Genomic DNA, 23,703 nt, shown 5'->3' with positions numbered 1-23,703 from the left:
AGAGACGCTGCGGGCGGAATCCGCGGTGGCTGAAGTATCAAGTACCAAGCTAGCCTTGCAATCTGAGGTTGAGAAGTCAAGTCGCTTAGAGAAAGAGATCGACGCATCGGCGCAGGCTCATGTGAAGCAGGTTAAATCGTTAGAAGAGCGCATTAAACGAGGAGAAGACCTTACAGGTGAGTTGCAGCGAGAGCTTGAAACAGCGCGTATCAATCATGAGAAAGCGCTTAGTGGCTTGCAAAGTCAGTTAAAGGTTTCAGAGGATCGGGTAAGCGATTTAAGTTCAACGATTGAGCGTCATGAAGAAGAGCTAAGGACGCGTCAAACGACGATTGATGGTTTGAAAGAGGATGTGTCCAGTTTAACTTCTCAGGCTAAGGAGTTAACGCATCAATTGGAAGAGAGTGGTCGCTTAAACCATGAAGCGCAGGAAGAGTTACGCGGCCAATTATCAGAGCAACAGATTGCACTGGTCAAAGCTGAGCAATTAGCGTCAAGTACGGCCAAAACATTAGAGCAAGCAGAAGCCAGCAACCGCTTGTTACAACAGCAGGTTGATGAGCTTGATGGTGCGAATAATAAACTTTCAGATAAGATAAGCGAACTTGAAGCCGTTGCCCGAGAGAGAGAACAAGAAATATTACGTGCACGCGAAGCTGAAGCCAGAGAAAGACAGAGTGCTCTACTAAAACAAGCCGAAATTGAGCAATTAGTTCGTCAATTAGCCGAAGTTGCCGAGCAAAAAGCACTACTTGTGCTCAAACCTCTTATTAAAGAGAGTGATAATGTAGCTTTATTAACTGCTATCTATAGTGCTAATAATCCAGCTGGTTTAAATTTGGATGATATCGGGTGGAATGATGGTGCCCATGTTGAGCAAGTCGCTTCTGTTCGTGCGATTGGAGTCATTGTATGGCAAGCACAAATTCAAACAGCTGCCGATGAACGTCTGACAGCTCTAAGTCAACAAGCAAGTAATGCATTAAAAGCCACAATCCGGGATAGCAGAGATTTGGCCGCTTTGCGTGCGATTGCTGCTGCTGCAGGCAATGGTGACTTGCGGGTAGGGGTTGGCTTTAATGAGCATGTAGGATTTTTGCGAGGTGCTACTGCTTATGAAGGAATTAGAGATGAAGCCGGAGCTCGATTGGTCGCTCTAAGCTTAGAAGCAACGAATACTTTAAAAGGCACAATCCGAGGTAGTAGGGATTTGGTGGTTTTACGCGCGGTAGCTGCCGCAGATCGTAACGCTGCCTTATTAGGGCGTGGTTTTGATGACTCTGTAAACGCTTTGCATGGACCTACTGCTTTTGAAGGAATCAGGGACGAGGCAATAGCTCGTTTAGGTGCTTTGGAACTGGAAGCAAAGGCAGCCCTGATAGCCGAAGTTAATGGTAGTCACGATGTCGAGTTATTAACTCGAGTAGCTGCTGTTGTGGCAAATGATGGATTGGGTGATTTAAATGCCGGGCATGTGGCTGCTTTGACTAGTGTAGATGCTTTTCGGGACATTAAAGCCAGAGCTCAAGCTCGCTTGGATGCTAACCAAGCCGCTATTGTTGCCCTAACCGATTTCATTAATGGATGCGACGATGCACGATTTTTGGAAGCTGTTAGCGGGGAAGCTAGAACAAATGAGTTTTTAGAAGTAACTTTTAGAATGTTTCGTAAAGGGAATGCAGAGCATTTACGAGCGCTGATTAAAGACGATGCTCATACTCAATTTGCTGATTTGGCAAGGGCACGTTTACTTGTTTTAGATGCTGCAAGGCATCGTCGTCCAGACGAACCTGATCCAAGGATCATCGCGCAGGAAAAGGCTATTCATGCTTTGCAACGAGAAATAGCTGTCAGTAAGGATAAGGAGCTGCTAACTGAGATTTCCACCGCTAATAGCAATGCAGCATTAAATCACAACTGGCATCAAGTTGATGAGCTTAATCTACGGAATATTCAGGCTTTAGTGCAAGATGATGCCTATCTGCGGGTTCGTGAAGCGGCGAGCAGGCGGATCGTTGCTCTTCGTGATGAGCGTAATGAAAAGCGCGATGCTTATTCAGATCCCGGTCGATACGCCGCAACGTTAGCGGCTGATAGAACTACATTAACCGGTATCAATAGACGTGTAGGTGCGATTGGTACCGTTGATGACAAGGTTCGTAGTGAATTACGCCAATTAGGGGCTATGAATCCTATGCATTGGTTTAGCCCTGCTTTCCGGGGCGCCGCCAAGAAAAATGCAATAGCAATGGAAGCTCATTTCACTGAGTTGGCAACCACTTGTAAAGTGATTGTGGATTATCTGGTTCCACTTCGTAATGAATTATTTGAGCAAATAAACAGCATTCCGGTTAATATGGATGGATTCACTGAACCGCAGAAGAAGGCACTTCAAGACCGTAAGGCTCTCTTAACTACCTATTTGAGAAAAGTAGAAACGGAATTGGCGCTCTATAAACCAGTATATACGCAATTGTACGGTGATCCGAGAGCGGTCGATCCGGTGTCGAAGGACGGCATATTAGAAACCATTCGCCGGGCAAAAACAGATGAGGGCGCTCTTGAGGTCTTTCCTTTCAAGAGTGCTGCTACAGATCACCCGATGGACGAAAGGGCTGCCCATTTTAGAGCGGGCTATACATCGAGTGCCACAACAGTCAGTGCCAGATCGACGACCTTAGGCTTGGGGGCTCACCAAGCCCGATATGCGGCTGGTGATGCCTTTAAAGCAGGGCATTTTAGAGAACATACTATTAATCCCGATGCGGCACGCACCGGTCGATATTCTGGATCTTATATTGAAGAGAGAGCATCGAGTTATCGTACCAGTCTTGCCAATGCAAGCGAGTATCTATCTGATCTTAAGTTGACCATAACTAAATTTCCTGAGGCTCCTCATGGAGTCCCGGAAGATGATCCTCAGCTGGTTGAAGATAGAATACATTTTGCTTTCGCTTGTGCAGTGACCCTATTAAGTGCCTTCAGTGAGCCGCCTACAGCCAGTAACCAAGTTATATTGCGTGGCTTTGAAGAAAAAGAAATGGGTTATATATGGACAGCCTTGATGACACTGGGTAGTGAGATACCGTCCATGCAATTTAATCATAAAGCAATTAATGTGATAAGCCCAACGTTCAAGCCAGCCAATGAACTCGGTACATTCTATGGTTATAGCAGTAGCTCCTATCAGGAGGCGCTTTTCAAGCCTCACAAGGGCTATGTGGATAATTTGCTTAAAGGCATTAAAGAAGCTTGTGCAGAAAGAGTCATTCATCAAAAAACCTTGGAAAAGGCAGACAAACTCGCGACGTCTATTAGTTCTGCTTATAAGAGTACCTTTAAGCAAACAATGGATGAGTTAAGGGAGAATCAAGACAAAGGCCCCGAAATATTTGGTAGATAAGAAAGCGGTGAGAATTATTCTCACCGTTTTTCTATTTTTATCTTTTTCATCGCTGTTAGCTCTAAAAAAATTGACAAGCTGTAGCCCGTCGCTAAAAATGAAGAAAATCATTTACTAACCAGGGTTATGGAATATAAAGACTATTACCAGATAATGGGACTTGAACGTAGTGCCAGCCAAGAAGATATTAAGCGCGTTTATCGAAAACTTGCGCGCAAATACCATCCTGATGTCAGCAAAGAGGCTGATGCTGAAGCCAAGTTTAAAGAATTGGGTGAGGCTTATAGTGTTTTGAGCGATCCAGAGAAACGCGCTAAATACGATCAGTATGGCCAATATTGGAAAGAGCAAGCACAGGGACAAGCCTATAGGCCGCAATCGGAGCAGGGTGGGTATTATCACTTTAACGAAGGCAATACGGCTGACTTTGAGGATTTTATCAATAGCATTTTTCGTGAACGTCAGCAGCAACAACATGCTTCCTATTATGACCAGGGGCGTGATGTGCATGCCAAATTAACAATTAGTCTCGAAGATAGTTTTAACGGCGCTGAAAAAACGCTGCAATTACAAATGCCAGTGATTAATAATCAAGGATTCATGGATTATCAACTAAGAGCTATTAAAGTAAAAATCCCTCCAGGTATTGGTAATAAACAACAGATACGATTAAAAGGCCAAGGCGGCAAAGGAGCTGGCCAGCAAGCGGGTGATTTATACATTGAAATTCATATTGCCCCTCATCCCTGGTTTCACTTACAGAAAAAAGACATTCATTTACAAGTCCCTGTTACTCCCTGGGAAGCAGCACTCGGCGCTTCAATCAAAGTTCCAACACTGGCAGGGCCGGTCAATTTAAAAATTCCTAAATTAACGCAAGCCGGAAAACAAATGCGTCTTAAGGGAAGAGGTTTGCCGGGTAATCCTCCAGGGGATCAATATGTCATTCTACAAATAGTTATTCCTAACGAAGAGAATGAGCAATTGACCAGCCTATATCAGCAAATGGCAGGTAGCACAAAATTTAATCCACGAGAAAAATTGGGAGTTAGTAATGACTGAGTCTAAAAAAGCACCCACTGAAACTTGTGAAGAATGGTTTTATTTGTCTTTGCATGAGATTACTTCTTCCTTGGGGGTACCAAGAGAAATCATTATGGAAATTATCGATGAAGGCATTATTAGTATCCATAAAAATGAAAAAGATGAATGGCAATTTGATAATGAAGCCTTGCGTTGCATTCGTACTGTATTACAATTAAACAGAGATTTAGGTATTAATGTCGCTGGTGCTGGGCTTGCACTTGAATTACTCAAAGAAATTGATCATTTACGCATGCTTCTTGCTAATAAAGAAGGGCTATTTGGAAAGAATTAAAACAACTCATGTGATCTTGGAGCATGAATAAAAATAAAAAAGGGGAAATGATGAGAAAATATTATCAAGGTATGTTAATTGCTCTGGGTTTTTCACTCTTAACCGGTTGTCAAATGTTTAGTGGAGGAAATTTGTTCCAGCCACGCCTTTCTGATGAATCATTGACTGCATCGGTCAATACAGCCTTCATAAACACGCCTGAACTTGCTCCAGTCCGTATTCATGTGGAAGCACATAATGGTATTGTATTACTAAGCGGTTATGTGAAGACCATTCGCCAAAGTGATACGGCAGGAGATGTAGCGAGTAAAGTCAATGGTGTTAAAGGTGTGGAAAATAATTTGATTGTGCGGAAATAAATATTAATAAGTTGGTAGCTGCCGCCAGTATAGGAAAGGCAAACTGTCTTTCCGCTGTGGCAGCTGTCCAGCAAAACGAGTTAGGAACCTTAACTGCCAAAGGTAAAAGTATAGATAGCAAGCCCCGGTTCAGTCGCTGTTATTTGTAAAATACCGTCGGCAAAATGAGGTAAAACGACCAGCTCATAAATAGAATGTTTATTGACGTTAATGCTGCTGTTAATCACATCTTTACCTTTCTCTGTCGTGATCCTTCGACCATCTAGAAGTAGTTTCACCTGAATCGGTTTTGAGGAAGTATTCCCCATTACTACAAAAACTTTACGGGCATTAAATTGAATTTGTATAGCTGCATTGGCTTGCATGGAGATAATTTTATCAGGCATCACCTGCCACAGTCCTTGTAAAGCCCAGCTATTGGAGGCTAATTGTTCTGGGAAGCTATACTGCGCGGGTTTATCATGAATTAAGGGATAGGGGCTGGCATTCCTGTCTGCGCGTGCATAACCCAAATAGGTTTCTGGTGTTTCAGCGAGTGATGGATGATCGGTGCTGGCCTCAGTAGGCATGGCAATCCCGCCGATCCCCAATAGAAAGCGGATGTTGTTTTCTGTGATCTCATAGTCCCCTTCACCCAAATGCTTATAGACAACCTCCCCTTCTTTATTAATTAAATAATGAGCAGGCCAATAATGATTATTAAAATTGCGCCAGGTTACAAATTGATTGTCGAGTGCGACCGGGTATTTAATGCCGTTACGTTTCACCGCATTTTTAACATTGTCCAGATTTTTTTCAAAATCAAATTCGGGACTATGTACACCGATAATAACCAAGCCTTTATCGTGATAGTTGTCATACCAGTTTTTAAGATAAGGTAGGGTACGGACACAATTAATACAAGAATAGGTCCAAAAATCAACGAGAATGACTTTGCCTTTTAGATTAGTCAATTGCAAAGGAGCTGAGTTTATCCAGGCTTCTATACTGCTTATTGCAGGTGCTTTGTAAGGAAGCCATAAACCATTTTGCAATGTCGTAGCGGTTTGAATACTTGTCTTGGCTGTTGTTGTGGAAGTGGCCTCTCCTCGTTCTTGATAAATCATATAAGCAACACTTGCGATAATGATTAGTCCTAGAATTTTGCGAAAAAGAGATGTCCTTGTTTTGAAAAAAGTGAATTTATCCATGATGGTTATGCCATAAAGTGCGATGATTAGCATCGGTATGGCGGCTCCCAGGCTAAAAGCCAGGAGAGTTAGAAAACTGATGATAGTTGTTTGCTGGATCACTGTTTGGACGATAATTGCTGCAAGGATAGGGCCTGCACAGGGTGTCCAGATAATTGCGACCAAAGCGCCAAAGAAAAAACCACTTATCAACCCGCCTTGTGGATTGGCTGCGGCAGAGAAGGCTGAACTTACTCCAACCAGGCGCTGCGTTAGATGGCTAAATTTTTCTGTGAGATAAGTTGAGAGCATAATAATGCCTAATAACAGTAGTATGCCGTAAGAAAAATGACGAATGATATTGAGATCGATACCAGAGTATTGAACCAATTGACGTGAAAAAAATGCGAAGAGGGTAAACGTTATAACAAAACCTATAATAATCCCTATCGGACGTTTCTTGCTACCTGAGAAAGAACCGGCAAGAATAATAGGCAAAATAGGCAGAATACAAGGTGAAATAATTAAGGCGAAGCCTTCAAAAAAGCCCAGGATAATATCCAGAAAATCAAGTTGCATAGAAAAACCTTAGCGCGGCATGATGCTGGGCTCAAATTTTTTATTAATTGGTAGGGCCTGTTGACGTTTCGACTCAAGCTAGCGAAATGTCAACAGACCCCAGTCTTTAATTGAGTTTTATTTCTGCCAATAAACCTGATTGTATCCAGCTTTTCAATAATGAGGCAGCTCGCATGCCTACCTCTTGTTCCTCTATCCATTCACAGAGCCCTGCACATAATTCACCAAAACTCAGTCCTTGGATTAGGGCATCAAGAGCCCAGGCTTCGTCCTCGGCTAAGGCATAAAACCGAATGGTATAATCATGACGCCAAACAACCCATGGCAATGGGTTACTATTCATTACCAGCTCTTTCTCAGTGAAGGGTTGTTCATTTGCCAGAGCTTGCCAGAGAGTGACAACATTCCACACAAAATTGAGGCGGTGTAAAGATGGATGAGTAAGAAACTGCATAGTAGGCCAAGATTCTGGTGCCAGGGTCGCCATATCTTCAATATTGACTAGCCTGGTATCCGCAGCATCAAAGGCTAGCGTCATATGCCATTCAAATTGGGCAAGTTCCGCTAGATAAGGATAATTACTATTTTTGTCGCCTGCTAGATACTCAGCAAATTTATCACCAAACCAACGAATTGAACGATAACAGGAGGGGTGACTATGAATATAGTTCTCGCCTATTTCCTGAAAGGCATCTTCGCCCAGGTGGTGTTTGAGAATAGGGTAATTAGCAGCCAATGCTTCAAGAAGGCGGAGACGATAAGCATCTCCATAAATACCCAGACGCTTGGCTGCAGGTACTTTATCGCTGGTTACAATCGCTGTTTGAATATCGCTTGGGTTCTTGAGTAAGTAGTTTTGTAAGCTATCTTGTAAGTGATGTAAGTCAATCATATTGCTAACTCCTTCATGGAAAGGTTGTTTGCAATTTTTCTGGCTTGATTTAATTCAATTAATAAATCCGATAAGGGAGGAATATTGTCATCCCGCTCTATCATCGTTGAAACCGGTCCCAAACGTTCAATAGTCTTGGCATATAAATCCCACACCGCTTCGACTATTGGGGCATCATGAGTATCAATGATGTAATCACCATGGTCGGAGTGGCCGGCAAGATGAATCTGGGCTACGCGTCGGGGTGGTATGCCATGAATGTAATCAAGGGCATTAAAATGATGATTAACTGAACTGACATAGATGTTATTGACATCACATAAAATATAGCAATCGGCGCGATTGGAAATTTCTGTAATGAATTCCCATTCGGTGAGTTCTGATTGGAGGAATGTGAGGTAGCTGGAAACATTCTCAATAAGAATTTGCCGACCTAAATAATCCTGTATTTCAATAATGCGAGAAGCGATATGCTTAATGGCTTCCTCGGTATAGGGCAGGGGCAATAAATCGTGCATATTCAGCCCATGAATGCCTGTCCAGCATAGATGATCAGAAATCCAAACAGGTTCAATACGTTCGGCCAGTAATTTTACTTCTTTGAGATAAGTTTTATCGAGCGGATCTGTACTGCCAAGAGATAGTGACACGCCATGCATCACAAGAGGGTAATCCTGGCGAATTTTATCCAGATAATAGAGCGGCTTACCGCCGGGTATTAAATAATTCTCAGTAATGATCTCAAGCCAATCCAGAGACGGTTTTTGTTGTAGTATTTCTTCATAATGCTCAGGACGTAACCCCAAACCAAACCCGAGGTAGGGCATTTTTTGCGGCTCTTTGAGAATAGAATTCATAACGACTTATTGATAAGAACCAGGCATGCAAAAACATGCCTGGTAATAATTAATTATTGCTGAGTTGTAGAGTTGCCAGCATCTGTTGTGCCGCCAGCTTTTTGGCACGCATCTTGGGTCATCATAGTAACACCTTGACCTTTACAGGCGTTTTGACCTTTACAAGAATTGTTAGCAGTTTTGCAAGCGCTTTGGCCTTTGCAAGCATTAACGCCTTTGCACTGAACCATAGGAGCATCAGAAGCAGATGATGCGAAGACAGGAGCTACAGAGAATATAGCTGCTGCGCCGAATGCTAATGCGGTACCAGTTACTTTTTTCATAAAAATTCCTTTTTAATCAATGGATAATATATTATTATAAGCGGTTAAGCTGTGCCTTAATAATCCCACTTTCAGCACTCAATAGTGTAGATAGTAAAAATTAATACTGTCAAGTAAATCGGGCGATTTTAAATAGATAATTGTTGATGTACAGCCAATAAAATTTAGCTTTTAACTTTGGCTAAGTCGGACCAACGGGTTGTGTAGGCTGGTGATCTTAATTCCGATTTCATAGCCCAGGTTTTCGAGTAACCTTCTGCAGCCAGTTTAATAGAATGGCGACCGTATTTGTGATTAATCGCCTCAAGTACTGTCATAATTTGCTCTGTTTTTTCAAATTTCTTTTGCGGCTGGTGAAAAATATCCAGTTGCAGATGCTCTTTACTGATGAGTTCCTCTAAGCAAATGCCCACTTTTTTATATTGGAAACCCGCTTTGTATATTTGACGCAACCCTTCTTTACCATAATGGGTAATTAAGCGTAAATCATCCGTTGGCATCTCCAGTTTTAGAGTTATAGATTGATGGTATTGGGCTAAATCAGCACGAAAACGGTTTGTTTTTACAAAGATGGATAGCGATTGCACTAGCAAATGCTGTCGGCGTAATTTCTCACAGGCAATGGCGCAATGGCTACTAATTGCTTGAGCAAGAGGCTCGAAGCCAGTCTGCATGCTGCCAAAGGAACGTGAAGAAAGAATAGAGTGCCTGGGTTCAGCTTCTTCCAGGCTTAAACAAGAAATTCCTTGCAATTCCATTGCTGTTCGCATAAGGATGACATTGTATTGTTTTCTGAGCAAATGGACATTTGTACTTGCCAAGTCATAGGCAGTATGAATCCCTCGTTGTATTAGCTTTTTCTGCCATTGCCGCCCAATGCCCCAAACCTCCCCAACATTAATTTTCTTAAGCCAATCTTGTTGTCTGCTGACATTAAAAACTGCAATTTTGAGTTCTGTCTTACAAATATGATTGGCTATTTTTGCTAGCGTTTTTGTACTACCGATACCTATAGAAGTAGGAATTCCGGTGTATTGCAAAATGCGTTTTTGAAGGGTGATGCAGAAGTTATCATGCAGAGAGGGTGGCATGGTGCTTAAATCTAAAAATGCTTCATCAATAGAGTAAATTTCCATATCTTGCCAAAACTCTTCAATGACAGACATGACTCGTTGTGACAGATCTCTATAGAGCGTGTAATTTGAGGAAAAAACATGAACTTTATGCTGTTTACAAAATCCTTTGACTTTAAAGTAAGGTTCTCCCATTTTGATTCCTAACGCTTTGGCTTCGTTCGAACGCGAGATAATTGCCCCATCGTTATTGGAGAGAATAACGATAGGCTTGTTATGCAAGTCGGGCCTGAATAGACGCTCGCAGGAGGCATAAAAATTATTACAGTCAATCAGAGCATACATATTAACCTGCTTGATGTATAACGTGAGTCACTACACCCCAGATGACAAGCTCTTGTTCGTTAGTGATATCAATCGCTTGATAGCCCTCATTTTCAGGTAGCAATTGGACTCGATTAGCCAGACGTGAAAGCCGTTTAACGGTTAACTCCCCGTCAATAGCGGCAATAACAATTTTTCCATGAGTTGCTTCCAAACTTTTATCAACGATCAACAAGTCACCCGATTGAATACCCGCATTTTGCATCGAATCTCCTGAAGCAATGACAAAAAAAGTTGCCGCTGGATGTTTAATCAAATGACTGTTTAAATCGAGAAAAGATTCAATGTGGTCATCTGCAGGAGAGGGGAATCCTGCTCTTACAGTGCTTGAATAAAGAGGCAGGGCGCAGCTTATATTACCCGTTTCAAGAAACTGTCTAACGCCATTTATCCGTGAAAGAGGAATACGTACCGCTTTTGTGGGTTCGCCCCAAATATTGGAACCTTTTGGTCGCCCGGCTCCCGCCCGCTTGCCGCCCTGTGCCATCGTCATTTTTCTCATATTGATTAATGTACATTAATCAAATGATAGATTTAAAACGGCGTTCTGTAAATGAGCAAAGAGGCAATTGTCTGGCAATCTTCCTAAAATTTTTTCATAGTTAATCTGCACACCGTTGAAACTGACTGGGTTTCTTTCCCCCCGCTCACAATAACCATTATTTGAAGGATGAACAGCGCCGTATCAGGTTAATACGGCGCTGTGTTTAGTCTTTATAGGCTGCCAGCGCTGCCTTGACCTGTGGGCGTTGTGCAATCATTTGATACCATTGGATTAAATGAGGGAATTGTTTGGCATCAATGGTTGCTTTATAGAAGTTCTCATAGCAATAAAGCCAGGGCCAGATAGCCATATCAGCGATAGTATATTCTGTACCGCTAATATAAGCATGTTGTACTAATTCCTTATCCATGACGGCGATTAAACGTAAAACCTCATCAGCATAACGCTTTTTAGCATAGGGCACCTGTTCTGGTGCATAACGGTGAAAATGACCATATTGACCAAACATAGGCCCTATATGTCCTACCTGGAAATAGCACCATTTGAGTACATTAAATCGATGTTTAAGATCTTTAGGCAAAAATTGTTGATGTTTATCTGCCAAATACTCAAGAATGGCGACACTCTCAAATAAATAAAAATCGTTTTCTTGATCGTAGATAACCGGGATTTTATTATTAGGGGAGATTTTCAAAAACTCAGGTTTGAACTGTTCACCTTCGCTGATATTGACTCGCTTGATGTCATAGGGGACTTTTAACTCTTCAAGCATAATGGTTGGTTTTATTCCATTAGGAGTTCCCGCTGAGTACAGTGTGTACATGGTTCTATCCTTAGTTAGTTAAGCATTAAGTGTAAATTTTTTGGCTCTCTTCAGTATAAATCCAGGCTAAATAATTATCTTATCCTGGATAGAGTTTGTCATTAGGCCTTTTTCGAAACTCGCTGAGGAAGTGAATTGCGGGACGCGGAGTGGATAACCGTATCGACAAAGCAAGTCGCCTTCCCAGTAGAGTTTGGAAAGAGGTTTATTAAATGGCATGAGGTTGAATCCAACCCATACTAAAGGCCAGAAATAAAAATAGGAATAACAGTAATGATAAAGCAATACGCCAGGTTAACGCTTTGACTGTTCGTTTTGTTTTCCCCTCATCACGCACTAAAAAAACAAGGCCACTGCCTAAAGCGACTAAAATAATCAGCATGACAATAAGGATGATAGCTTTGGTGAACATTTGTTATACTCCACAATGGCTTGGTCTTTATTAGGGCTGTTTACATTTCTACTATCTTGACGCTTATGGTTTGATTGTCTGCGTTTCGCTTACATACTAACGTGTATGCATTCGCTGCGATGCTCGAAAATCAACCCATAGACACTCAAGCTGGAGACATGTAAGTAACCCCCAAACCTTCCAAATTTTAATTGAGTTCTTAAGAAGAAGTAAGCGATGGTCAGTTTAACCTGTTTTAATCGCCGTTTCACGCCTGGTTGGCGAATGACGGTTTTAGCTTTGCTAGCGATATTGCTTTTTGTCCGTCTTGGCTTTTGGCAATTGACACGGGCGGAAGAGAAAAAGCAAATGCTGGCGGCAGAGGCTGCGCTTGCCCGCCAAAGTCCCACGCTCTGGCAACCAGGCATGGTAAACCCGCAGCAATATCAACCGGTAAGCATAAAAGGTCATTATCTCCCGGATATCTTATTGCTGGATAATCAGCATTATCAGCATCAGTTCGGTTATAATGTGCTGACTCTGTTTAAACTTGATTCTGGTAACCTTATTTTAATCGATCGGGGCTGGATTAAAGGGGATGTAACGCGACGAACCTTGCCGCAGGTCCAGATTCCTACAAGTCCTGCGCATTTGACAGGCCGTGTCTATTATCCGGCAGGGAAGGATTGGGTATTAGGGCCTTCTGTAGAAAAAAAGGGCAAAATAACCATTGTTGAACAATTAAACACAAAATTAATAGGTCGATTTTTGCATAAATCAGTCTATCCGTTTATTATTCGCCTCAATAAATCTGAAGCTGATGGCTATGTGCGAGAATGGGCGGTGGTAGCAATGCCTCCTGAGCGACATTATGCCTATGCTCTGCAATGGTTTGTCATTGCTTTTGTTGTTTTAATTTTATTTGTTGCCTTAAATTTGAAGAAAACCTATGAAGATGAACAAGCGTAATTATATGGTTTTGGTACTGCTGGCGCTGATATTTATGACGCCAGGGTTAACTGCTTATTTATATTATAGGCATCCACAATGGCTAGGGACCACAACGACAAATAAGGGCGAATTATTGCAACCCCCGGTTCTTGTGCCGGCAATGAGTAGTAATAATAAATGGCGTCTCTTATTGTGGAGCCCTGAGGATTGTGGCGTAACTTGTCTTAATCAACTGGATAAACTTGCACGCATTCGTCTGGCTTTAGGCCGACGTTTATACGGAGTAGAGCAGTGGTTGATTCTTGCAGACAATAGCAAAGCATTACCAGAGTCTTTAATAGCTTCTTTTAAGGAACAGGACATCCACTACTTACGTCTGTCCCAAGAGCAACGACAATCCTTGGCAATTTTGAAACCTGAGCCACGGGTATTTATAGCAAATCCTGATAATTATTTAGTGTTATCCTATGCATTGACTGCTAGTTCTCAGGATATATTCCATGATCTTAAACAGTTATTGAGTACGGCAGAAAAGAGTGGTTAAACGCATGCAATTGAAAGCAGTACGTTATGCAACAACAATCGCAGTGATTCTGGCTTTGTTTGTTGTTATGTTGGGGGCTTATACACGCTTGACCGATGCCGGTTTGGGTTGCCCGGATTGGCCAGGCTGTTATGGTCATATGGTGCTTCCCAAGGCACAAAAAGCATTAGAGTCAGCGCAGAATCAATATCCTTACAGTCCTATTGAAACACGTAAAGCCTGGACCGAAATGGCCCATCGCTATGCCGCAGGTACTTTAGGGCTACTCATTCTTTTTATTGCGGCGAATGTTCTTTGGCGCCGTTTGCGGGGTGTGCGCTTACCTTGGCAGTTACCGTTAACCTTGGTCTTTTTAGTTTTATTTCAGGCCGCCTTGGGGATGTGGACGGTTACATTAAAACTGCTCCCGGTTGTTGTGATGGGACATTTATTAGGTGGTATACTGATTTTTTCCTGTTTAAGCCGATTTCGCTTGCAATTGAGTCCAATTACCCCTGTCATGTTACCGCAGTGGAGATTCTGGGTAGGCCTGGCGGTGGTAATCGTATTTTGTCAAATTGCTTTGGGTGGTTGGGTGAGTTCAAATTATGCCGGGATTTCTTGTATTGGTTTCCCTCAGTGTAATGGACAATGGTGGCCTGTATTACATTTTTCGCAGGGATTTAATTTGTTTGCACCTGTAGGAGCAAATTATCAAGGCGGTGTTTTAGACAGCGAGATTAGAACAACTATCCAATATATTCACCGTTTGGGTGCTGTCTTGACCGCGGTGTATGTTTTAAGCCTGTCGTTATTATTGTTATTTAAAACCAATAGCAGATATCTGCGTCGTATTACTCTACTAGCTATTTTTCTGGTGATTACGCAATTTGCTCTTGGGGTAATGAATGTTATCTACTTACTTCCATTGTGGGTTGCTGTTGCCCATAATGGAGTGGCAGCAATGTTAATGGCAACGGTATTGATGATGCTTTATCTTATAAGACCCCTTCCCACCGCAGTAGAGTTTGGAAAGAAATCCATTCAAAGGAGACTTGGTGATGAGCATTAAAACAGAACCTCGTCTAAATGTTGATTGGCGAGATTATTTAGAGCTATGCAAACCCAAGGTGGTTGCGCTCATGTTGCTTACTGTTGTTGTTGGAATGTATTTAGCGGCACCCGGCTGGGTAGCATTACCAATTTTATTGGCTTCTCTGGTCGGTATCGGTTTGTGTGCGGGGAGTGCAGCAGCGATTAATCATCTTGTGGATAAACGCATCGATGCCATCATGGTCCGTACCCGAAAAAGACCGGTTGCACAAGGCAAGGTTTCGGTGAAGCAAGCTTCGTATTTTGCACTGATGCTAGGTGTTCTGGGCTTGGGAATACTCATTTTGTTTGTTAATACCTTGACTGCTGTCCTCACTTTTGTAACTTTAATAGGTTATGCGGGAATATACACTGGCTATTTGAAGCGAGCGACGCCCCAAAATATTGTGATTGGCGGGTTAGCTGGTGCGGCACCTCCTTTGTTGGGCTGGACTGCTGTCACAAACCATTTAGATCCCCAGGCACTGCTTTTGGTTCTCATTATTTTTACGTGGACTCCACCCCATTTTTGGGCCTTGGCTATTTATCGTTTTGAAGAATATAAGCATGCGGAAATTCCTATGTTACCAGTGACGCATGGTATTCCATTTACCAAATTGAATGTACTTTTGTATACTATTCTCCTGCTGGTGGTAAGTGTTTTGCCTTTTGTGGTAGGTATGAGCGGTTACCTATATCTTATTGGTGCTATTTTGTTAGGCCTGCGTTTTTTATATTGGGCAATTACGCTGTACCGTGATGGACAACCAGTTGTTGCTATGCGTACCTTTCGGTTTTCTATTGTTTATCTAATGATGTTATTTGTATTTTTATTGATTGATCATTATGTCTGAGGAGATGAAATGCCTGCCAAAAATCATATTGCTTTGACAGTGGCTGTTTTGTTTGCCTTCGTCGCACTAATTACTGGATTATTTGTCTCGCAACATATTCATACTAAAAAGAAAATTGATGTCGAGCAATTTAATGGAACTTTACTGCAGAAACCGCGGGAAATTAACCAATTTGACTTAACAGGGATTGATAACAAACCGTTTAATAACGCTAGTTTGCAGGGACAGTGGACTATGATTTTTTTTGGTTTTACTAGCTGTGGGTATGTATGTCCCACTACCATGGCAGAACTGGCTAAAATGTATCGTTTGCTTGAAGAGCAAAAAGTAGAGCCTTTACCGAAGATTGTCATGGTTTCTGTTGATCCTGAAAGAGATGATCTGGATAAACTTGGACGTTATGTCAAAGCTTTTCATCCCCATTTTTATGGCGCTAGAGGCGATAATGAGATGGTGAAAAAGATGACTCGCGAAATGGGTATCGCTTATGCGAAAGTCGAAAATCCCAATGCCAAGAATGCTCACGATTATGAGGTAGAACATAGTGGGGCTGTGATGGTGTTTAATCCACAGGGTGGTTTAAGTGCTTTTTTTACAACACCGCACAAGGCTGATTTTTTGGTTCAAGATTATCAATTATTAGTTTCTTAGAACACTTGCGAAGGCACGTTAATAGTCTGTAGTTGCATTCATATATTCCTGCCAGGTTAGTCTGGATAGTTTTATCCAGGCTATGCTCCTGCTACTGGCTTGTTATAGAAATTGATTTCCTACGAAGATTGTCCGTCGTCTCAAAAATAAAAATAGAGCTGCTTTCGTAATGCGTTGTACTGAAAGTAGAGCAAGGAGAAACGGAGCACAGTACCGTATCGACGAAGCAAATACTCCACTGCAGAGAGTTGCGAAAGAAGTTTAATGCAAGGCTTCAATTATGAGCTAGGCTTTGCTTATACCAATATAAAATTAAAAAAATAACCAAGGAAATATTTATTCATGAAAATCGCGATATTGGCCACAAATCCCCAGTTATATTCACACCAGCGTTTAAAAGAGGCTGGGGAAGAAGCCAATCATGAAGTTAGTATCATTAACCCACTTAATTGCTATATGAACGTAGCAGCTTCCAATCCTAACGTTCATTACCGTGGTGGTGTCCCTTTGCCACAATTTGATGCAGTCATCCCTCGTATTGGGGCATCAATTACTTTTTATGGAACAGCCTTGTTAAGGCACATGGAAACCATGGGGATGTACACACTTAATGAATCAATAGCCATATCACGTTCGCGCGATAAATTTCGTTCCTTACAGCTTTTGGCACGTAAAGGGATTCCTATGCCCTTGACCAGTTTTGCACAATCACCCGATGACACTGAGGATTTAATTCGCATGGTTGGTGGGGCACCATTAGTTATTAAGTTATTAGAGGGCACTCAAGGAAAAGGGGTAATTTTGGCAGAAAGCCATCAATCAGCAGTAAGTATTATCAATGCTTTTAAGGAAATGTCAGCCAATATTTTGGTGCAAGAGTTTATTGAAGAATCACGCGGTACGGACATTCGTTGTTTTGTCATTGGAGATAAAGTGGTGGCTGCCATCAAACGCCAGGCTAAAGATGGTGATTTTCGCGCTAATGTGCACCAGGGTGGCAAAGCAGTTAAAGTCAAATTAGACCCACAAGAACGGGCTATCGCGATTGCTGCTGCAAAAGCGATGGGTTTAAAAGTGGCTGGGGTTGATTTGATTCGCTCTAAACATGGCCCTTTGGTATTGGAAATTAATTCATCTCCCGGGCTTGAAGGGATAGAAAAAGCGACGCATGTGAATATTGCTGCTAAAATTATTCAATATGTTGAAAAAAATGCCAAGCCAAAAGGCATTAACCGACGGTTCCAAGGATGACTACGAGACAGCCAATTGTCATTGCGAATGAGTCTATCAAAGCGGGGCAATCCCGTTGTGTCAAACTCTCTTTGTCCATGTTATACAGTTCGACACCCATTGAGGTTCCGGTTTATGTTTTTCATGGTAAGAAAGATGGCCCCGTTCTTTTTGTAACGGCAGCAATTCATGGTGATGAGATTAATGGGGTTGAAATCATTCGCAGGCTTCATCACTCCCCACTCCTGAAGCGTATCCGAGGTACTCTGCTAACAATTCCTGTGGTTAATGTTTATGGTTTTATCCTTCACTCGCGCTATTTGCCGGATCGGAGGGATTTGAATCGCCAATTTCCCGGGCGTGAGCAAGGCTCCATGGCTTCCAAACTTGCTAATTTGCTTATGACAGAAATCGTCGAGCACTCAACACATGGTATTGATTTACATACTGGTGCAATTCATCGCAGTAATTATCCCCAGACAAGATACAGCCATCAGTGCGCGCAATCTGCTGCTTTGGCCAACGCGTTCGCCGCACCAGTGATGGTGCCTTCCAACATGCGCGATGGCTCCCTGCGCCACGCTACAGATAATTTAGATATTCCGATGATTATTTATGAAGCGGGTGAGGCGTTACGTTTCGATGAGTTGTCTATTAAGCTAGGGGTGCGGGGGATCTTGAAAGTGATGACCTACCTGGAAATGCTGTCCCCTTCTCAAAGAAGGCCACTTGCCAGAACACAGCCTGAAGTCGCTGTTGCAAAATCAACGTTTTGGGTTAGGGCAGCGGAAAGTGGTATGGTGATAGAAAGCAAATTGCTTGGTACGAAAATCCATAAAGATGAATTACTTTGCTTGATTGTAGACCCCTTAGGCACCAATAAAGTAAAAATTTGTTCTCCCTGTGATGGTTTGGTGATTGGCAAAACCAATATTCCTTTAGTGAATGAGGGTGATGCATTGTTTCATTTGGCCTTATTTGAAGACTGGGATAGTTTACAGCTTTTTGCTGAGAATCAAGAAAACTGGGATGAGTTGTAATCTTGAGCAATGTGAAGAGACCTATATAGAGCAAGGGATATTCTAGGCGCGCGTTTTTTTCTGACGTTGCTCGCTCTTTCCTATCAACCAGTCAGGATTAACTTCCAATTCTTGGGCAATCAGGTTAAGTAGGGTGGGATCTGGAATGGTAATACCATTCAAAAAGGCTTCCGCCTTAAATTTTGGTATTTTAATCAGTTTGGCAAAAACCTCAATTCGCTCATCAGTCCGAGGCGGTACGCCAATACCGTCGAGTTCTTTGTTAAGACGCTCGGCAAAATGTCTATGCATGCTCACCTCAGTTAGAAATTCTTCGTCTCTATGTTCTATAGCATAAAAAAAATGTTTTGCAATTTTGTGGGAAGATTCCCGTTTAACCACTAACTTTATCTGTTATTCTTTAGCCCTCTTTCCAAACTCTACTGTGGCGAGTTTGGAAAGAGGTCTTCTGTTAAATAAGGGAATTCTAGTTATTACTATTTTCGGGGCTGGTGATCAGATTAACAAGCGCGGTAATCCATAGTTCACTATCATTTACACAGGGAATAAGCGTCAATTTTTCACCACCAAGTTGTTGCCATTGCTCTTGTGCGCGTATACCGACTTCCTCCAGCGTTTCAAGACAGTCAGCGACAAAAGAAGGGCAAGAGACTGCGAGACGTTTAATTCCTTGCGTAGCCAGTTTAGGTAATACTTCATCAAGATAAGGTTTTATCCAAGGGGTTTTGCCCAATCTGGATTGAAAGGCGACACCATATTTTCCCGTCGATAAACTCAGTGCTTTCACCAGGGAATTAGTCGTTGCATAGCATTGTGCTTTGTAACAAGCTTGATTACTTTCATTAATGGGTGGGCAACTTTGCTCACATACTTTGTTACAACCCGTATTTAGCAGATGGCGCTCTGGTACCCCGTGATAACTGAATAAGACATAATCGTGATCGGCAACATACGGTTTGATCAGTGTTGCCTGTGCGTTAATGAAGCCTGGATAATCATGAAAATCACGAATAATGGTGAGTGTTGGGAAAACAGGTTGAGAGGCTAATAAATGCAATACCCTCTCAATGGATGAGCCAGTAGCAGCAGAGGAGTATTGTGGATATAAAGGCAGTATGGTCAAACGCGTACAATGGCGTAGTTCTTCTAAAGCGCTTATTAAAGAGGGGTTGCCATAACGCATCCCAAGGCTCACTTGCCAACTACTTCCAAGTGCCGTTTGCAATTTGGTTTGTAAACGCCGGCTGTGAATTAACAGGGGCGAGCCTTCCTCGCTCCAAATCGCTTGATAAGCGTGGGCTGATTGTTTGGGGCGAAAAGGTAAAATGATGCTATAAAGCAAGAGATACCTTAACGGTGCAGGTAAGTCAATAACCCGCTTGTCAGCTAAGAATTCTCGCAGATATTTTCGGACGGCAACAGTGTCAGGTGCCTCTGGTGTGCCTAGGTTGATTAATAGTAAACCATTCTTCATTTTAAATAACGCGCTGAGAAAATTCACATAATACAACATCGGCACCGTCGCAGCAGCAAAAAGCTGCCGCGCACCTAATAGACACTTAAGCCGATACGTTTTCGCTGTTCAGTGCTATTACGTTAGAAGCATGCAAGCCGCGCTCGCCTTTCTCAAGGTCATAGCTTACCTGTTGCCCGGGAACCAGTGTTTTATAGCCGGTACCATGAATAGCAGAGAAGTGAACAAAAATGTCTTCGCCGCCGCCTTCTGGCATAATAAAACCCCATCCTTTGGCATTATTAAACCATTTTACTTCACCTGTAGCCATAACTCCTCCTTTTGTTAAAGCCGGTCAATTGTCTCAAAAAACAATTGAGCAATTGTATTTGCTATAAATGGTAATAACTATAAATAACCCATTTTTTGTGCTGGGCATTTCAACATAACGTAAAATAGGGAGTAGTGACAATAGTTTTACTAAAAAATTGTGTAATTAACGCCATATACGGTTAACTAATTATCAATTATCTGTTTTATTTGTTTTAGAATTGGGCACTGCCAGGCAGGTGTAAAGGTCTATTCAAAGAATTGAATCTCCCTTAGGTGGGTAATGAAATTTTGGGCGTCATCGCTGAGTTTATGCCCTTTGCGATAAATGATGAAATAATCAATATGTAAGGCTGAATGTTCATAGATAGTGATTAGGCTCCTATCAATGACATTTTTGGGTATAAAACACCAACCTAAACTTAGTTTGGCAAGTTTTAATAGTGCAAAAATAGGTTCCGCTTCATGCTGTGCAAGTAATATAAGGTTTTTTCTAAATAAAAAATTCTCCAGGGTTTGGCGGGGAGGGGCATATTTAGGCATGACAATCCCTGGGTACTCCAGAATAGTTGCCAGTGCCGGATTTTTTTTCTTAGCCAAAGGGTGGTTACTAGCCACCTTGATAACATACGGAAGCGTAAAAAGAGGGATTAATTCAAATTCATGGGCGATCTTGTCGCTAATGCAATTTAAACAAAGCTCGATTTCACGATTACGTAAGGCGCGAAAACTCATCAGTGGTGATAAATAGCTGACTGAAAACTCGATATCCTGATGTCCATGACTAAAAGAAGCCAGAAAATCGGGTAACATCCAGCTACCAATCAAAAAATCGACTCCAACTCTTAATGGGCTTTTTTGTTTATCTATAAAATGATTAATAGACGATATACCTGATTGAATAGTCTGCAACATTTCGATAGCGTAGGGTAAGAAAATCTTTCCTGTCTCGGTTAGAATTAGACGGTTATGTTCTCTGATGAATAAAGAGGTCTTAATTTCTGATTCAAGGGCCGCAATACGCTTACTCATTGCCGATTGGGTGATATACAGGTAATCGGCTGCTAAAGTGAAAGAACGGAAATCAGCAGCAGCAATAAATGCACGAATTTGATTTAGATCCATATTGTGTTGCATATATATAGTGCTTAGTAATTTAAGTATAATCGATTGAAAATAAAGTGCTTAATGTTTTCTTGGATACCGCCGGAATTATAAATGGCAACCAAAATAGTAAAAATTTATTGATTGCCAGTAATTAATAGTTAGTTCATTGGATCTTCAGGGAGGGATTCCTCAATGCGAGTAAAAGCTGCTGTAGCGTTTCAGGCAGGCAAGCCATTAACAGTTGAGATGGTCGATCTGGAAGGGCCTAAACAAGGTGAAGTTCTTGTTGAAATAAAAGCGACAGGTGTATGCCACACGGATGCATTTACCCTGTCAGGGCAGGATCCGGAAGGAATTTTTCCAGCGATTCTTGGTCATGAAGGTGCTGGCATTGTTGTTGAGGTTGGAGCCGGTGTCAGTTCAGTCAAACCCGGGGATCATGTCATTCCTCTTTATACCCCTGAATGTCGGCAATGTGCTTATTGTCTTTCTCAGAAAACAAATCTTTGTCAAGCCATTCGTACTACGCAGGGGCAGGGTTTAATGCCCGATGGCAGCTCTCGTTTTAGTCTGAATGGTAAGCCGCTCTTTCATTATATGGGCACCTCAACGTTTGCCAATTATACGGTGTTGCCCGAAATTGCGGTGGCAAAAATTCGTAACGATGCCCCTTTTGAAAAGGTATGTTATATCGGCTGTGGTGTAACCACGGGTATTGGCGCAGTGATTTATACAGCAAAAGTTCAACCTGGCTCCACAGTGGTTGTATTTGGTTTAGGGGGAATAGGGCTGAATGTGATTCAGGCCGCTCGTATGGTGGGTGCCAACCAGATTATTGGCGTAGATATTAATTCCCAGCGTCAGAGTTTAGCAAAAAAAATGGGTATGACTGATTTTGTTAATCCTAACGAGATCGCCGGGGATCTTGTTGCTCATCTGGTTGAATTAACGAATGGTGGGGCGGATTACAGTTTTGAATGCGTTGGTAATGTAACTTTGATGCGACAAGCTTTGGAGTGTTGTCATAAAGGCTGGGGGATTTCCACGATTATCGGTGTCGCCGGTGCAGGCCAGGAAATTTCCACGCGACCTTTTCAATTGGTAACAGGTCGAGTATGGCAAGGGTCTGCTTTTGGTGGTGCACGCGGACGAACGGATGTCCCTAAAATTGTTGATTGGTATATGGAGGGCAAAATCAACATTGATGATTTGATTACCCATGTTTTACCTCTCGAGCAAATCAATGATGCCTTTGAATTGATGCATGCAGGTGAATCAATACGTTCGGTTCTAACATTCTAAGAGCTTGTTATATTCTATGTACACTGCGCTGCAATGATCGTCAATAACAGCCATTGTTCTATTTTTAGTGAATTAATTAACAAGCCCCAAGACTTATATCAAGAGGGAGCATGACAATGGCAATTGAAATGATTGAAGAACACCGGTGCTTTAATGGGGTACAAGGAGTCTATAGCCATCAATCCTCATTAACCAACTCCTTAATGCGTTTTGCTGTATTTTTGCCTGCAATGACTTCAACAAAAAAACTTCCTGCTCTTTACTGGCTTTCAGGGTTAACCTGCAATGAACAAAATTTTATAACCAAAGCAGGGGCTCAGCGGGTGGCTGCTGAATTGGGATTAATATTGATCGTACCGGATACTAGCCCTCGTGGTATTGAGATACCCGGTGATCGGGAAAGTTATGATTTTGGCATCGGTGCTGGTTTTTATGTCGATGCGACTGAATATCCTTGGGCTAAACATTATCAAATGTCCTGCTATATCAGTGATGAATTACCTAAATTAATTAATCAACATTTCCCTGTGAATCCTGAGCGTACCGGTATTTTTGGCCATTCCATGGGTGGGCATGGTGCTTTGGTTTTGGCACTTAAAAACTCTCAGCAATATCGAAGTGTCTCTGCTTTTGCTCCAATTTGTGCTCCCATGCAGTGCCCATGGGGTAGAAAAGCGTTTGCGGGATATCTAGGACAGAATGAAGAAGCATGGAAAAATTATGATGCTACTGAGTTGGTGGAAAAAATGGGGTGGCCGCACTCTTTCATTTTGATTGATCAAGGTTTACAAGATCCTTTTCTACAGGAGCAGTTAAAGCCAGAACTTTTGCAGGCTGCCTGTTTGCGAGCTGGTGTGCAGTTAAATTTGCGTATGCAAAAAGGTTATGATCACAGTTATTATTTTATTGCCAGTTTTATAGAAGATCATTTACGCTTTCACGCATCGTTGTTATATAGCTAGGGGAGGCTTACCTGCTATCTTGGCGTTTATGGCAGCAGTGGAGCATACCTTTAGCAGAGGTATAGCTTAGGC

At 42.1% G+C, this 23,703-nt stretch carries 25 protein-coding genes; 13 read left to right on the top strand and 12 right to left on the bottom strand.

All coding sequences use genetic code 11. The features are described 5' to 3' along the window. Positions 1 to 25 precede the first annotated feature (25 nt). The 4 genes from Lfee_RS11825 to Lfee_RS11810 all read left to right on the top strand — a co-directional run bounded on the left by Lfee_RS11825 (position 26) and on the right by Lfee_RS11810 (position 5,140). The gene (locus Lfee_RS11825; protein WP_058447061.1) at positions 26 to 3,403 is read left to right on the top strand and encodes a coiled-coil domain-containing protein; all 3,378 of its coding nucleotides are present in this window, start codon (positions 26 to 28) and stop codon (positions 3,401 to 3,403) included. A 126-nt stretch (positions 3,404 to 3,529) separates the two neighbouring features. Beyond that, the gene (locus Lfee_RS11820; RefSeq protein ID WP_058447059.1) at positions 3,530 to 4,465 is read left to right on the top strand and encodes a DnaJ C-terminal domain-containing protein; all 936 of its coding nucleotides are present in this window, start codon (positions 3,530 to 3,532) and stop codon (positions 4,463 to 4,465) included. Further along, positions 4,458 to 4,781, top strand: coding sequence for a chaperone modulator CbpM (locus Lfee_RS11815; protein ID WP_058447057.1), 324 nt, complete (start codon positions 4,458 to 4,460; stop codon positions 4,779 to 4,781). The genes Lfee_RS11820 and Lfee_RS11815 overlap by 8 nt, the downstream gene beginning before the upstream one ends. A gap of 50 nt (positions 4,782 to 4,831) precedes the next feature. Then, positions 4,832 to 5,140 carry a BON domain-containing protein gene (locus Lfee_RS11810; RefSeq protein ID WP_064088294.1) on the top strand — a complete coding sequence of 103 codons (309 nt, stop codon included), beginning with the start codon at positions 4,832 to 4,834 and terminating at the stop codon, positions 5,138 to 5,140. Positions 5,141 to 5,229: 89 nt separating this feature from the next. Here the strand turns inward: Lfee_RS11810 and Lfee_RS11805 are convergent, their stop codons facing one another. The 8 genes from Lfee_RS11805 to Lfee_RS11770 form a co-directional block, all read right to left on the bottom strand. Beyond that, a complete protein-coding gene (locus tag Lfee_RS11805; RefSeq protein WP_058447052.1) occupies positions 5,230 to 6,888 on the bottom strand; it encodes a cytochrome c biogenesis protein DipZ in 1,659 nt (552 codons plus the stop codon). 106 nt (positions 6,889 to 6,994) lie between these two features. Then, positions 6,995 to 7,780, bottom strand: a complete 786-nt coding sequence (locus Lfee_RS11800) for an HvfC/BufC N-terminal domain-containing protein (protein ID WP_058447051.1) — start codon at positions 7,778 to 7,780, stop codon at positions 6,995 to 6,997. Beyond that, a complete protein-coding gene (bufB, locus tag Lfee_RS11795; RefSeq protein ID WP_058447049.1) occupies positions 7,777 to 8,637 on the bottom strand; it encodes an MNIO family bufferin maturase in 861 nt (286 codons plus the stop codon). The genes Lfee_RS11800 and bufB overlap by 4 nt, the downstream gene beginning before the upstream one ends. A 53-nt stretch (positions 8,638 to 8,690) precedes the next feature. Then, the gene (gene bufA2 / locus Lfee_RS11790; protein WP_058447047.1) at positions 8,691 to 8,960 is read right to left on the bottom strand and encodes a BufA2 family periplasmic bufferin-type metallophore; all 270 of its coding nucleotides are present in this window, start codon (positions 8,958 to 8,960) and stop codon (positions 8,691 to 8,693) included. Between the two features lie 164 nt (positions 8,961 to 9,124). After that, positions 9,125 to 10,378 carry a Y-family DNA polymerase gene (locus Lfee_RS11785; RefSeq protein WP_058447045.1) on the bottom strand — a complete coding sequence of 418 codons (1,254 nt, stop codon included), beginning with the start codon at positions 10,376 to 10,378 and terminating at the stop codon, positions 9,125 to 9,127. Position 10,379: 1 nt separating this feature from the next. Next, the gene (locus Lfee_RS11780) at positions 10,380 to 10,904 is read right to left on the bottom strand and encodes a LexA family protein (RefSeq protein ID WP_058447183.1); all 525 of its coding nucleotides are present in this window, start codon (positions 10,902 to 10,904) and stop codon (positions 10,380 to 10,382) included. A gap of 220 nt (positions 10,905 to 11,124) precedes the next feature. After that, positions 11,125 to 11,745 (bottom strand): glutathione S-transferase N-terminal domain-containing protein, encoded by a 621-nt coding sequence (locus Lfee_RS11775; RefSeq protein WP_058447044.1) that lies wholly within the window; start codon positions 11,743 to 11,745, stop codon positions 11,125 to 11,127. Positions 11,746 to 11,953: 208 nt separating this feature from the next. Beyond that, on the bottom strand, positions 11,954 to 12,157 hold the full coding sequence (locus tag Lfee_RS11770; protein ID WP_058447043.1) for a twin transmembrane helix small protein: 204 nt from the start codon (positions 12,155 to 12,157) through the stop codon (positions 11,954 to 11,956). Between the two features lie 216 nt (positions 12,158 to 12,373). On the opposite strand from Lfee_RS11770, the gene Lfee_RS11765 reads away from it, so the two are divergent. The 7 genes from Lfee_RS11765 (at position 12,374) to Lfee_RS11735 (ending at position 18,477) form a co-directional block, all read left to right on the top strand. Beyond that, on the top strand, positions 12,374 to 13,105 hold the full coding sequence (locus tag Lfee_RS11765) for an SURF1 family protein (RefSeq protein ID WP_058447042.1): 732 nt from the start codon (positions 12,374 to 12,376) through the stop codon (positions 13,103 to 13,105). Further along, entirely contained in the window at positions 13,086 to 13,631 is a 546-nt protein-coding gene (locus Lfee_RS11760; protein ID WP_064088291.1) for a hypothetical protein, read from the top strand. The genes Lfee_RS11765 and Lfee_RS11760 overlap by 20 nt, the downstream gene beginning before the upstream one ends. A gap of 4 nt (positions 13,632 to 13,635) precedes the next feature. Then, complete coding sequence (locus tag Lfee_RS11755; protein WP_058447041.1) at positions 13,636 to 14,682, top strand: COX15/CtaA family protein; 1,047 nt, start codon at positions 13,636 to 13,638, stop codon at positions 14,680 to 14,682. Next, positions 14,672 to 15,556 (top strand): heme o synthase, encoded by an 885-nt coding sequence (gene cyoE / locus Lfee_RS11750; protein ID WP_058447040.1) that lies wholly within the window; start codon positions 14,672 to 14,674, stop codon positions 15,554 to 15,556. The genes Lfee_RS11755 and cyoE overlap by 11 nt, the downstream gene beginning before the upstream one ends. Before the next feature lie 9 nt (positions 15,557 to 15,565). Then, a complete protein-coding gene (locus Lfee_RS11745) occupies positions 15,566 to 16,207 on the top strand; it encodes an SCO family protein (RefSeq protein ID WP_058447039.1) in 642 nt (213 codons plus the stop codon). A 342-nt stretch (positions 16,208 to 16,549) separates the two neighbouring features. Continuing rightward, positions 16,550 to 17,458 (top strand): 30S ribosomal protein S6--L-glutamate ligase, encoded by a 909-nt coding sequence (gene rimK / locus Lfee_RS11740; protein ID WP_058447038.1) that lies wholly within the window; start codon positions 16,550 to 16,552, stop codon positions 17,456 to 17,458. After that, positions 17,455 to 18,477, top strand: coding sequence for a succinylglutamate desuccinylase/aspartoacylase family protein (locus tag Lfee_RS11735; RefSeq protein WP_238584927.1), 1,023 nt, complete (start codon positions 17,455 to 17,457; stop codon positions 18,475 to 18,477). The genes rimK and Lfee_RS11735 overlap by 4 nt, the downstream gene beginning before the upstream one ends. 42 nt (positions 18,478 to 18,519) lie before the next feature. Here the strand turns inward: Lfee_RS11735 and Lfee_RS11730 are convergent, their stop codons facing one another. The 4 genes from Lfee_RS11730 to Lfee_RS11715 form a co-directional block, all read right to left on the bottom strand. Next, on the bottom strand, positions 18,520 to 18,768 hold the full coding sequence (locus tag Lfee_RS11730; protein WP_058447177.1) for a transcriptional regulator: 249 nt from the start codon (positions 18,766 to 18,768) through the stop codon (positions 18,520 to 18,522). A gap of 175 nt (positions 18,769 to 18,943) precedes the next feature. Beyond that, a complete protein-coding gene (hemH, locus tag Lfee_RS11725; protein ID WP_058447175.1) occupies positions 18,944 to 19,951 on the bottom strand; it encodes a ferrochelatase in 1,008 nt (335 codons plus the stop codon). An 85-nt stretch (positions 19,952 to 20,036) separates the two neighbouring features. Continuing rightward, on the bottom strand, positions 20,037 to 20,261 hold the full coding sequence (locus Lfee_RS11720; protein ID WP_058447036.1) for a cold-shock protein: 225 nt from the start codon (positions 20,259 to 20,261) through the stop codon (positions 20,037 to 20,039). Positions 20,262 to 20,509: 248 nt separating this feature from the next. Beyond that, positions 20,510 to 21,385 carry a LysR family transcriptional regulator gene (locus Lfee_RS11715; RefSeq protein ID WP_058447034.1) on the bottom strand — a complete coding sequence of 292 codons (876 nt, stop codon included), beginning with the start codon at positions 21,383 to 21,385 and terminating at the stop codon, positions 20,510 to 20,512. 174 nt (positions 21,386 to 21,559) lie between these two features. On the opposite strand from Lfee_RS11715, the gene Lfee_RS11710 reads away from it, so the two are divergent. Then, complete coding sequence (locus tag Lfee_RS11710) at positions 21,560 to 22,669, top strand: S-(hydroxymethyl)glutathione dehydrogenase/class III alcohol dehydrogenase (RefSeq protein WP_058447033.1); 1,110 nt, start codon at positions 21,560 to 21,562, stop codon at positions 22,667 to 22,669. A gap of 116 nt (positions 22,670 to 22,785) precedes the next feature. Then, entirely contained in the window at positions 22,786 to 23,631 is an 846-nt protein-coding gene (fghA, locus tag Lfee_RS11705; RefSeq protein WP_058447031.1) for an S-formylglutathione hydrolase, read from the top strand. Positions 23,632 to 23,703 lie beyond the last annotated feature (72 nt).

The organism is Legionella feeleii, assembly GCF_001467625.1.
Lineage (GTDB): Bacteria > Pseudomonadota > Gammaproteobacteria > Legionellales > Legionellaceae > Tatlockia > Tatlockia feeleii.
This window is presented reverse-complemented; position numbering and strand designations above follow the sequence as displayed.